Annotated in this window: 8 protein-coding genes and 1 pseudogene; 7 read left to right on the forward strand and 2 right to left on the reverse strand. The window is 64.4% G+C overall.

The window, feature by feature from the left end; genetic code table 11:
* From ACZYZ5_RS19075 to ACZYZ5_RS19105, 7 genes are all read left to right on the forward strand, one after another.
* The coding region (locus ACZYZ5_RS19075; RefSeq protein WP_463903851.1) for a Pls/PosA family non-ribosomal peptide synthetase at positions 1 to 2580 on the forward strand (2580 nt) is incomplete at its 5' end.
* A 22-nt stretch (positions 2581 to 2602) separates the two neighbouring features.
* Positions 2603 to 5209, forward strand: a complete 2607-nt coding sequence (locus ACZYZ5_RS19080; protein ID WP_463903852.1) for a non-ribosomal peptide synthetase — start codon at positions 2603 to 2605, stop codon at positions 5207 to 5209.
* Complete coding sequence (locus ACZYZ5_RS19085; protein WP_463903853.1) at positions 5209 to 6210, forward strand: TauD/TfdA family dioxygenase; 1002 nt, start codon at positions 5209 to 5211, stop codon at positions 6208 to 6210. The genes ACZYZ5_RS19080 and ACZYZ5_RS19085 overlap by 1 nt, the downstream gene beginning before the upstream one ends.
* Positions 6207 to 7274, forward strand: coding sequence for a 2,3-diaminopropionate biosynthesis protein SbnB (gene sbnB, locus ACZYZ5_RS19090; RefSeq protein ID WP_463903854.1), 1068 nt, complete (start codon positions 6207 to 6209; stop codon positions 7272 to 7274). Before ACZYZ5_RS19085 ends, sbnB begins: the two co-directional genes overlap by 4 nt.
* Before the next feature lie 168 nt (positions 7275 to 7442).
* Positions 7443 to 8534, forward strand: a complete 1092-nt coding sequence (locus ACZYZ5_RS19095) for a threonine synthase (protein ID WP_463903855.1) — start codon at positions 7443 to 7445, stop codon at positions 8532 to 8534.
* A gap of 4 nt (positions 8535 to 8538) precedes the next feature.
* Positions 8539 to 9681, forward strand: coding sequence for a LuxE/PaaK family acyltransferase (locus ACZYZ5_RS19100; RefSeq protein WP_463903857.1), 1143 nt, complete (start codon positions 8539 to 8541; stop codon positions 9679 to 9681).
* Between the two features lie 160 nt (positions 9682 to 9841).
* Positions 9842 to 10507, forward strand: a complete 666-nt coding sequence (locus tag ACZYZ5_RS19105) for a class I SAM-dependent methyltransferase (protein ID WP_463903858.1) — start codon at positions 9842 to 9844, stop codon at positions 10505 to 10507.
* A gap of 204 nt (positions 10508 to 10711) precedes the next feature.
* Here the strand turns inward: ACZYZ5_RS19105 and ACZYZ5_RS19110 are convergent, their stop codons facing one another.
* Both ACZYZ5_RS19110 and ACZYZ5_RS19115 read right to left on the reverse strand, forming a co-directional pair.
* Complete coding sequence (locus tag ACZYZ5_RS19110) at positions 10712 to 10963, reverse strand: ATP-binding protein (protein ID WP_463903860.1); 252 nt, start codon at positions 10961 to 10963, stop codon at positions 10712 to 10714.
* Positions 10944 to 11378, reverse strand: a pseudogene (locus ACZYZ5_RS19115) (ATP-binding protein); the annotation flags it as partial. The gene ACZYZ5_RS19110 and the pseudogene ACZYZ5_RS19115, both read right to left, overlap by 20 nt.
* Positions 11379 to 11721: the final 343 nt, after the last annotated feature.

Raw genomic sequence — 11721 nt, forward strand, 5'->3', positions numbered from 1 at the left:
CTGGCCGGCGTGCTGGACGTCGAGCACGTGCCGGTGGACGCCAACTTCTTCCACGACCTGGGCGCGGACTCGCTGGTCATGGCGCAGTTCTGCGCCCGGGTGCACAAACAGCCGGACCTGCCGCCGGTGTCCATCAAGGACATATACCAGCACCCAACAATCTCGGCGCTGGCCGTGGCCCTGGCACCGGCGGAACAGACATCGGCGACGTCCAGCCAGCCTGCGGTTGCCTCTACACCGACGTCACGCGTAGCAGGACCGGAAACGTCATCCGCTCTCGCGTCCACAGTGACCTCTGCGAGCGAAGCACGGCGTGAGCGCCATAGCGCTCTCCCCGCGGTGGGGGCACCGGCCACGACGACCGAGTACGTGGCATGCGGCACACTGCAGGTGCTGATATTCCTTGCCTACACCTATGTTTACGCAGTGCTCTTCGAGGGCGGGCTGGAGTGGGTCTGGACGGGCCCGACTTTGCTCGACATCTACGCAAGGGGCGCTGGCTTCGGTGCCGTCACCTTCGTGCTCATGTGTACGCTGCCCATCCTGGCCAAATGGGTACTCATCGGACGCTGGAGGCCTCAGGAGATCCGCATCTGGAGCTTGGCCTACGTGCGGTTCTGGTTCGTCAAGACAGCAGTGATGGCCAACCCGCTGGTCCTCTTTGCCGGCTCCCCGCTGTACCTGCTCTACCTGCGTGCCCTGGGAGCCAGGGTCGGGAAGGGCGCGGTCGTCTTCACACGGCACATGCCCGTCTGCACCGACATGCTCACGATCGGCGAACACACGGTCATCGACAAAGACACCTTCCTCAGCGGCTATCGCGCGATCAACGGCGTGATCCAGACGGGTCCGGTGTCCATCGGAAAGAACGTACTCATCGGCGAGAAGGCGGTGCTGGATATCCGCACCTCGCTCGGCGACGGGGCCCAATTGGGCCACGCCTCGTCCCTCCACGAGGGCCAGACAGTACCGGCCGGGGAGAGCTGGAACGGGTCGCCCGCGGGGCGCGCGAGCACCGACTATCGGATGGTACCCCCGGCTCAATGCGGCACCTGGAGGAGGGTGAGGTTCGCCGTTCTGCAGCTGGCGAACCTCCTGCTCGTGACGCTGCCCCTGGGCTTCACGTTCGTGGCTGTGGTCAGTACCTACGTGCCCTGGGTCGGCGACCTCCTCGAGACCCAACACCTGTCACTCAGCTGGTCGTCCCTGAGTGATGTTCTGGGGCTGTCCGTGACGCTGTTCTGGGGAATCATGCTCTTGAGCCTGATCTTCGCCATGACCGTCCCTCGGCTTCTGAACTTGGCGCTCAAGCCGGATCACGTTTACCCGTTGTACGGGATCCACTACGTCGTGCACCGGACGATCGGGCGCATCACCAACCGGAAGTTCTTCAACACGCTCTTCGGTGACAGCTCCTTCGTTGTTCACTATCTGCTGTCCCTCGGATACAGGCTCTCCCCGGTGGTGCAAACCGGTTCCAACTTCGGCAACGAGGTGAAGCACGACAACCCGTACCTGAGTGTGGTCGGTCGTGGAACCGTCGTCGCCTCCGGTTTGTCGTTTATCAACGCCAACTACTCCAGCACGTCTTTCATCGTTTCCCGGAGCACCATCGGAGCGAACAGTTTCCTCGGCAACGACATCGTCTATCCCTCCCAGGGCAAGGTGGGCGATAACTGCCTCATCGCCACCAAGGCTCTCGTCCCGATCGACGGAGAGGTCCGGGAGGGGGTCGGCTTGCTCGGCTCACCTGCGTTCGAGATCCCCCGGACAGTGCAGCGGGACAGCGTCTTCATCCGGATGGCACACGCGAGGAAGCTCCCTCGCCGACTTGCCGCCAAAAACAGGCACAACTTGGTGACCATGGCGCTGTTCCTGCTGTCGCGCTGGACTTACTCCTTCGTCGTGCTGCTGTCCACGCTGACCGCCGCGGACCTGGTCCAGCAGTTTGGTGCATTCGCGATCATGGGCCTCCCCCTCGTGCTGCTGGTGTTCACCGTGCTGTATTCCGCCTTCGTCGAGCGAGCATCCACGGGATTCCGGGGAGTGCGGCCAAAGCACTGCTCGATCTATGAGGTCGACTTCTGGCGCACCGAGCGTTTCTTCAAGCTATGCGCCCGGGCTAACGTGCACAGGCTGTTAAGCGGCACACCCTTCAAGGCCCTCCTGTGGCGGCTCGTCGGGGTCCGCGTGGGCAAGCGGCTTTTCGACGACGGGGCCGGCATGTCCGAGAAGAACATCATCACCCTGGGAGACAACGTGATCCTCAACGCCGGGTCCTTCATCCAGTGCCACTCCCAGGAGGACTACGCCTTCAAATCCGACGCCACCACGATCGGTTCGGGCTGCACCCTCGGTGTGGCGACGATGGTGCACTACGGGGTCACCATGGACGACGGCGTGGTGCTCGCGCCGGACTCCTTCCTGATGAAGGGTGAGGAGATCCCGGCTTTCGAACGTTGGGGAGGCAATCCTGCCGAAGCATTGACCGATTCGATATCTGGCCGGCACCCGCGGACACTCGTCGCTGGCTCGCCAGTGCCGAGCGGCGGAGCCACAGACCCAGTCGCAACGTACTGATACAGGAGAGCAAAACGTGGACATGCCGATTACCCAGCAACGCGACTTTTGGCGGGGCATGCTCGACGGGGGCGGACTGGCTATGATCCCGCGATGGACCCTGGATCCCCATCCCGGCGTCGGCGAGCACCAAGAGAACATCCCCGGCGATCTGGTGGGGTCGTTGCGCCGCTTGGCCGACAGCCTGGGGACGACCCTGGACGCGGTGCTGCTGACCGCTCACGCCAAAGTGCTCGCCGCGTTGGCAGGGGAGCGGGAGGCAGTAACCGGGTATGCCGCAGCTCCTGGGCGCCAGCCGCTGCCATGCCGGCTGACGACCGAGCCGACTTCTTGGCGCGCGCTCCTGACAGATGTGGGCCGCCTGGAGCAGGAGTTCCGGCGGCACACGGGGAACGCCGAGTACGAAGATCCCCTCGACGGGCTCCGCCGAGAGCTGAACCTGAACCGACCGCTCTTTGAGACTGTTTTCGACCCGTGGGATGCCTTGAGGGAGCCGGTCGAGAGCACGGTCCTGCAGGTGGCAATGTCGTTCGACGTCACCGGCGCACAGTTGCGGCTGCGGTATCGCACCGATGCGCTCGACGCTGCCGCCGCCGCGCGCATTGCCGGCTACCACGTGGCTGCCTTAAAGGCGATGGCGGCGGACCCCGACGCAGAGCACGCTCGTGCGTGCCTGCTTGCCCCGGAGGAACTGCGCTTCCAGTTGGAGAAGCTCGCGGGTCCGAAGCGTGAGCTTCCGGACCTCCGCGTGCACGAGATTATCGAGCAACGGGCGGAGTCTGACCCGGAAGCGGTCGCTGCTATTCATGGTGGCAACCGCCTGACATACCACGAGCTGAATGCCCAGGCGAATCGGCTGGGCAGGGCGCTACTGGCCCGGGGACTTGACCGAGAGACCGTCGTCACCGTGGTGATGGAGCGCAACTTGGACTGGTTGGTGACCGTCCTAGCGATCTGGAAGGCCGGCTTGACCTACCTGCCGCTCGAACCGCATTTCCCGCCCGGGCGCATGTCCACTGCGATCTCCCAGGCGGAGTCGCCCTTGGTCGTCACCGAACGCGACAGTACTGCCACACTCGACCAAGCGCTGGCCACCCTGCACGGCGTCAAGGAGCTCTTCGTCGGGGACCTCGCTGCGGAGGACCACCCCGAGGGAAACCTCGGCGTGGACGTTGCCCCGGACCAGCTCGCCTACATCCTGTTCACCTCCGGGTCGACTGGACAGCCCAAGGGTGTGATGTGCGAGCACGCCGGGATGCTGAACCACATTTATGCCAAAATCGACGACCTCGGAGTGCGCGAAGGCGAAGTCATCCCCCAAACCGGTCCGCAATGCTTCGACATCTCGGTGTGGCAGCTGGTGGCAGCCCTGCTCATCGGCGGGCGGACCCTGTTCGTCGACCAGGACGCGATCCTCGACGTCGAGCAATTCGTTGACACGGTCGTGGATGGGCGGGCGGGCGTGATCCAGGTTGTTCCGTCATACCTTGAAGTCATCGTGTCTTACCTGGAGCAAAACCCACGGAAGCTGCCGGACCTGCACTGCGTGTGCCCCACCGGCGACTTCCTGAAGAAGGAGCTCGTCCAGCGCTGGTTCGCGCTCTACCCTGATGTTCCGGTCGTCAATACGTATGGGCTCACCGAGACGTCGGACGACGCCGTCCACGAGATCATGGAACGGGCCCCGGCAGGGCCACGGGTTCCCCTCGGAAGACCGATCAACAATGTACACGTTGACGTGGTCGACGAGTTCGGCAGCCCGGTACCGCTCGGCGCGCCTGGGCTGATTGTGTTCTCCGGCGTGTGCGTGGGCCGCGGGTACGTCAACGATGCAGAGCGAACCGCCGCGATGTTCGGCGCCGATCCGAACCGCGCCGGTGAGCGCGTCTGCCGTACCGGTGATTACGGCCGGTGGATGCCGGACGGAAAGCTCGATTTCCTAGGACGGCGCGACAACCAGGTGAAGATCAGGGGATTCAGGATCGAAATCGGAGAGATCGAGAATGCCCTGCTTCGAGTGCCTGGAGTGCGCGACGGTGCCGTCGTCGTGGGTGAGGGCGCCGATCAGGTCAAGTTCCTCGTGGCGTTCTACACGGGCAGACGGCCAATCAAGATCGCCCAGTTGCGCAAGCAGATGGCGTCGCAAGTACCGGACTACATGGTCCCGTCGGCGTACCGGTGGCAGGAGAGCCTGCCTCTGACCGGCAACGGGAAGATCGACCGGAAATCCCTGGCCAATATGGCGCAGGAAATCGTTCCCGAGGCCGGCAACGCCACTGACGCCCTGTCGGCCACCGAGCAGCGGCTCGCCGAGGCCTGGGCGACGGTGCTCGGAATGCCTGGAGCCAGGATCGGCGGACAGGACTCCTTCTTTGCGCTGGGTGGGACCTCGCTGTCCGCAGTGAAACTCGCTGTGCTGCTCAAGCGTGCAGTGTCGATCAAGGACATCATGCAGACGCCCGTCCTGTCGGACCTGGCAGCCCTCCTCGAGGCCTCCTCCTTGGCAGACCCTGCCGTTCCGTCCGCACCGCGTCCGGCGCCAGCCGCGGCGAAACCCGACTTCAAGGCCCCGGTGGGAGCACCGGTGTGCCATTTCCACCCGCTGCCCGTGAAACGAAAGGACCTCTGATGTCGTCGCCTTCACCCAGAATTGAGTTCGACCTTGAACGCCAAGCCGGCCAGCCACCAATGCTTGCCGTGGAATACGGCCACGACCCCGTCCAGTGGGCCGAGCAGCACCAGGAGTCCCTGCGTATGGCGGTAGCGGAGCACGGCGCTGTGCTGGTACGCGGTCTCGCCCTCCGAGATCCGGCCGAAGTTGCGGATGTCTTTCAACGGCTGGTCCCGGGCGGCCTCATGCCTGACCGGGAGGCCTTTGCCGCTAGGCAGCCCTATCTCGACGGCGTCTATTCTTCCCTGAAGTGGCCTGCTAACCAGCCCATGTGCATGCACCACGAGCTCAGCTATGCGCTCGAGTTCCCCGGTCTGATGCTCTTCGCCTGCCTTCAGGCTCCGAGCGCCGGTGGCGTGACCGGGGTGGCGGACTCCCGCGCAGTGCTCCATGCCCTGCCCCTGGACATCGTCGAGCGGTTCGAAAGCGAGGGGTGGCTGCTCGCGCGCAGCTACAACGAGGACATCGGGTCCAGCTACGAGGAAGCGTTTGGGGTGGGCGACCGCGCCGCCGTCGAGGAGTACTGCCGCGCCCACGCCATTGACTTCGAGTGGCAGTCAGACGGAGAGCTCCGCACGCGGCAGCGGCGCCCCGCCGTAGTCCGACACCCCCTGACGGGCGAGCGCTGCTGGTTCAACCAGATCGCTTTCTTGAGCGAATGGACGATCGCCCCCGAGGTGCGGGAGTACCTCGTCGACGTCTACGGTGCCGACGGGTTGCCGTTTAATACCCGCTTCGGCAACGGGGAGCCAATTGGCGAGGACATTGTTGCCCTTTTGAACGACGTCTATGAGGCTAACACGCTGCGGACCCCTTGGGAGCCCGGGGACCTCATGCTGGTCGACAACGTCCGCATGGCCCACAGCCGGGAAGCCTATGAAGGGCCTCGGGAGGTGCTGGTCGGCATGGCCGAGCCGCGCAATGTATTTGATCTCGTTAAGGAGGATGGTGCCCAATGACTGACTACGCGATTTCCCCGGCCGTTCCCGGGTCGGAGCCGAAGACGGTCCCGCCGTTCGCGGTCGTTTCCGGGGCACAGGTACAGGAGGTACTCAGGGGCCGGGAGAAGCAGGTGGTGGAGCTGGTCGAGCAGACTTACCGGACGCACGCGGCCGGCGACTCGGTAAACCCTCCGTCATATTTCCTGCGCTTTCCGGACCGGCCCTCCGCGCGCATTATCGCCCTGCCCGCCTCGGTTGGAGGCGACGTAGGAGTGGACGGCATCAAGTGGGTCTCCAGCTTCCCGGATAACGTGGCCTCGGGGATACCCCGCGCCTCAGCGGTTCTGATACTCAATGATCCGGTGACGGGCTACCCCTTCGCCTGCATGGAGAGCTCCGTCATCAGCGCCTCCAGGACGGCGGCGTCGGCCGCCGCAGCCGCGGACTGGCTCAGCCGCGGACGGGGACGTCCACGGAGCATCGGGTTCTTCGGGGTCGGCCTCATTGCCCGGTACATCCACACCTTCCTGGACGCAACCGGCTGGTCCTTCGACGACATCGGGGTGTATGACCTATTGGGCGCAAGCGCGGAGGGATTCAAGGGCTACCTTGAACGCAGCGGCACGGCATCCCGCGTGACGGTTCATGATGGTCCCGAACAGCTGATAAGGAGCAGCGACATGGTCGTGTTCGCCACCATCGCGGGCCAGCCGCACGTGCACGAGGTGGCGTGGTTCGAGCACAATCCGCTGGTACTTCACGTGTCCCTGCGCGACCTTGCCCCGGAAATCCTGTTGGCGTCGACCAACATCCTTGACGATGTCGACCACTGCCTGAAAGCCGGTACGTCTGCCCACCTCGTGGAGCAGATGGTCGGTCACCGGGACTTCGTGGACGGCACTCTGGCCGATGTCATGGCCGGCAGCGTCTCGCTGGCGGACGACCGCCCGGTGGTGTTCTCGCCGTTCGGCCTGGGCGTGCTCGACTTGGCGGTGGGTAAGTACGTCTACGACGAAGTTGCCCGTAGCGGCAAGCTCGGCGTGATCGAGGATTTCTTCTCGGAGCTGCGTCGGTATGGCTGACGTGAAACGCTCGGACACGCGGGAGGAGGCGCACCCGGCATGGGCAGAGTGACAGGCTCAGTACGCACCTACGGTTGCGAGTGGCTGCAGTACGACTACGGTCCCGGCTTGGTTCCGGAAGAGGCGCCGGGACCATTCACGATGTGGCGGTACCGCCACCTTCTGCCCATGTCTGACGGGCCGGTGCGTTATCCCCTGCCCATCGGAGGCACGCCGCTGCTTCCGGCCCCCGCGCTGAGGGGCGCGTTGGGCACACCGTCCCTGTGGGTCAAGGACGAGACCCGCGGCCCGACGGCGTCGAACAAGGACCGGGCCACGGCGCTGGTAATCGAGGACGGGCTGCGGCATGGTCTGGACACCATCACGACGGCCTCGACGGGCAACGCGGCAGTTGCGACGGCGTTCGGGGCGGCAGCTGCGGGAATGCGCGCAGCTATTTTCGTATCGATCGATTGTCAGGAGGACAAACTCGCACTGATGACCCAGGCCGGGGCATGGGTGTTCCAAGTACCCGATGGCTACGCGGCCGCCGTCGACCTGTCACGCGCAGCGGTGGAGGAGTTCGGCTGGGTGGACCGGAACACCGGGGTGAATCCCCTGACGACCGAGGCCAAGAAAACCGTGGCGTTGGAGGTCTGGGAGCAACTTGGCCGCCGGATGCCGGACGTGATGGTCGCGCCGGTGGGGGACGGCCCCACCCTCGTCGCGCTTGAGAAGGGCTTCGCCGAACTGGTTGCCTGTGGAGTCGCCGCCAGGAAGCCTCGTTTGGTCGGTGTGCAGGCTCGAGCGTGCCAACCGCTAGTGCGCGCATGGCAGGGGACCGATCCAGCACCCGATGAACTCGACCCGATGTCCACAGCCGCCGACGGGATCGCCGTGCTGCGGCCTGCGATCGGCGATGCGGTGCTCCGAGCCGTACGTTCCAGCGACGGCGCCATGGTCGCGGTGAGCGAATCGGAGCTCATGGAGGCCGTCGGTTTGCTGGCCTCGACAGCGGGCGTCGGTGCGGAGCCAGCCGGCGCCGCGTCGGTGGCTGGCTTGCGGAGTGCTCTGCGTGAGGGCTTGGTGGACCGCGATGAGACGGTCGTCGTGCTGGTTACCGGCCGCGAGATCAAGGCCGCCGGCCCCCCGAGCCGGGACAGGGTGACCGTGGCCGACCGGCTGGATGACGTGCGGCAGGCATTCGGAAGGGTTCCCCTGCCAATCCAGTCCCATCAATTCGTGCCCATCCGGGCGACGATCGAGCAAACCGAGGAGTGACACAATGCTCTCCCTACCGCAGATGCTGGGGAATGTGTCCAAGGCCTACGTCCAGTCCCCTGAGGACTGGGCCCGGTCGGTCACCGACGTCCTGCGGGACGCCGCGATCTACCACCAAGCCGCAAACGGCTTCTACCGCGCCCAGTGTGACGCCCTGGGAGTCGACCCCGCCACGATCAAGGACCTCAACGACCTGCAATCCCTGCCACTGTTGCCGGTCGGCATGTTCAAGCGTCCCGACGCCAAGGTGCTGCTTACTTGCTCCCTGGCCGACGTCGAGACCGAAACCCGCTCCAGCGGAACCCGCGGTGTCCCTTCCGTCATCCCCCGCAACAGCGAGACAATGACCCTGGCGCTGGTCGCCCTGCTCGGCACCTACCGGGCGTTCTTCAGCCTGTCCGGGGGCGCGGGACTTTTCTTGAACCCGTCGGACCCGGAAGCCTCGGAGATGGGACTGCTCAAGGACTTAAACATCCTGAACAGCGTCTTCGACCACCACGCATATCTCGTTGCCGACCAGGCGTTCGACGCCGGGGAGGCCCTGGAGCACCTGCACCGATGGGAGGGACATATGACACGCCACATCGTCAGTCCGCCGTTCCTCATCGGCCGGCTCCTCCGGTTCCTTGAGCGGGAGAATATCAGTGCGCGCTTGGACCCGTTCAGCATGATCATCACTCTCGGGGGCTGGAAGCGGCACACAGCCGAGGCCATCCCTAATGAGAGTTTTCGGGAACGGTGCCACGACTTGCTCGGCGTGCGTGCGGTGAACGTGCGCGACATGTACGGGATGATCGAGTCGAACATGCTCGCTGTCGAATGCCACCTGCATCGCAAGCACGTTCCGCCATGGTGCTACATCTCCATCCGGGACCCTGGCCAAAGCGCCAAGGTGATCGCCCCGGGGGAGACCGGCACCATCGCCGTACTGGACGCCCTCAGCACCAGCTACCCCGGTTTCCTCCTCACCGACGACATGGGCGACGTCGAGACCGGCACCTGCGGGTGCGGCAGAACCGGCCAGGTCATCAACTTCCGCCGCCGGGGGCAGGGCGGCGGGCTTGGCCGCTGCCCAGTCAGCATCGAGCGCTACCTCGGTTCGGGCACTACCGCGGACGATGAGACGCCGGCGCTTGTGAAGGCCTAACTTAGGAACCGCAAGCAGGTCCTCGACATTGAAAGTCATCAACGGGAAGGGCCATACCGTGCGGCCAGCCGCCGGGCGCCGACGCAGTCATTTCGGAATCAGAGGCGATCCCCTCCCCAGACGAGACGCCTTCACTTAGCTGCTCGTTAGGCTGGCAGACATGGATCTAACCAATAGCGCGGCAACAGTTGAAAGCCCTAAGGCTGCTCTTCATGATGATGTTCGCCCTGGTTGGTCGGCGGACACAATCTCGTGGCTGTTAGGGTCACCCTCGCCAGGACACCGACTAGCAGTTCTTGACCTGGGTGCCGGCACCGGACTGGGAACCCGCACCATCGCAACCCTCGGACACGACGTCACCGCCGTCGATACAGCGAGCGACATGCTGTCCGTGCTCAAAAGCGTACGTGAAGAGCTGCCGCATCCAGTCGCGCGGCGGATCACTACGGCTACTGGCTCGGCTGAGGACATCCCTCTAGAAAATCAGAGTGTCGATGCCATCACTTGTCTGCAGGCCTGGCACTGGGTAAACCCCGCACGGGCGATAGCTGAATGCGATCGTGTACTCACTGCAGACGGCGTGGTTGGTCTTGCTTGGCACACTTGGGACCGCAGCAGTGACTGGGTGAAGGCACTGACTGCCATCGTTGAGCCGGACGGAGCGCCCGCTGACCAAACCCGCAGCGTACCTGCAGAGTTTGCTGGACGCGGCACCTTTGAACGCAAGCTTTTTCCTTCAACTACGAGCTGCAGGTTGACCAACTCGTGCAACTTGCCAGCTCATGGACTTTCGTCTCGCACCGCTCGGACCAAGACAGGGTTTTAGCCAGAATACGTAGCCTGGGCGAAGAAGCAGCGTCACCTGAAACAGGCATTGTTCGATTTCCTCACATTACGGCCGCATTCCGCTTGCAAGGCCCGCCTGAGTTGCCCTGACGTAGGGTTCGGCTGGTGTCCTGCTACTAACGTCGGTTTGTGTCGCGTAGGGGTTGTTCAGCGGGACGCCGGATGGTGTCGCTGCGTTGAAGGACTAAGCGTTTTGTTGGGCGATGGTGTGGGCCAGCCGGTAGGAGTCGGTGCCGGTTTCGATGATGGTGCCGTTGAACGTGAGGCTGTCCACGATCGCAGCGCACAGACGGGGGTCGGTGAAGGTCTTGGTCCAGCCTTTGGAGAACTCGAGGTTGGTGGTGATGATGAGGCTGCCTTTTTTCGTAGCCGTCCGCGATGACTTGGAACAGGAGCCTGGCTCCTTCGGTGTCGATCGGCAAATATCCCAGTTCATCAATTGAGATGAGCTGGTTTTTTGCCAGGGAAGCGACGAGCTCCTTATCCAGCCGGTCCTCGTCCTAGGCGCGGCGGAGCATCATGACCAGGGCGGAGGTAGTGAAGAACCGCGCCGGGATGCCTTGCCGGCAGGCGGCTGCGACCAGGGCGGTGGCCATGTGGGTCTTACCGGTTCCGACATCCCCGTATAGAACCAGGTCCTGGGCCCGGGTGATGAACTCCAGGGATTCGAGGACTCGCGGCCGCAGTCCTCGGGGAACCTGACACTGGTGTAGTCGAATCCTTTGAGTGTTTTCAGGGCCGGGAGCCTGGCGGATTTCAGCAGCCGCTGGCGCCGTGATTCGAGCCGTGATTCGTGTTCGGCGAGCAGGACCCCGTGGAGGTATTCGTGACCATCGGTGATGACTGCGCACTCAACGAGGGATCGCTCATCCAGGGCCATTCCATGGAAGACGGAACGTTCAAGTCCGACCGCACTGTCCTGGGCAATCGCTGCACCCTGGGCGTCACAGCCTTCGTCCACTATGGGGTGACGATGCACGACGGGTCGACCCTCGGGGCTGACGGCTTTCTGATGAAAGGCGAAGACGTCCCCGAAAACGCTGTCTATGTCAGCGACCCGGCCCGCGAAGTGAGTTCGCCGCGTGACCACCGCCCAACCCCCCCCGCGGGCCCCGCCACCGGGCCGCGACGGCAACCCCCAGGAGGCCCCTGCCGCTGGCGTTGGCCGGCGCTGCGCACGGGGCACGTGCCCCG

Source organism: Pseudarthrobacter ribosi (assembly GCF_055412865.1).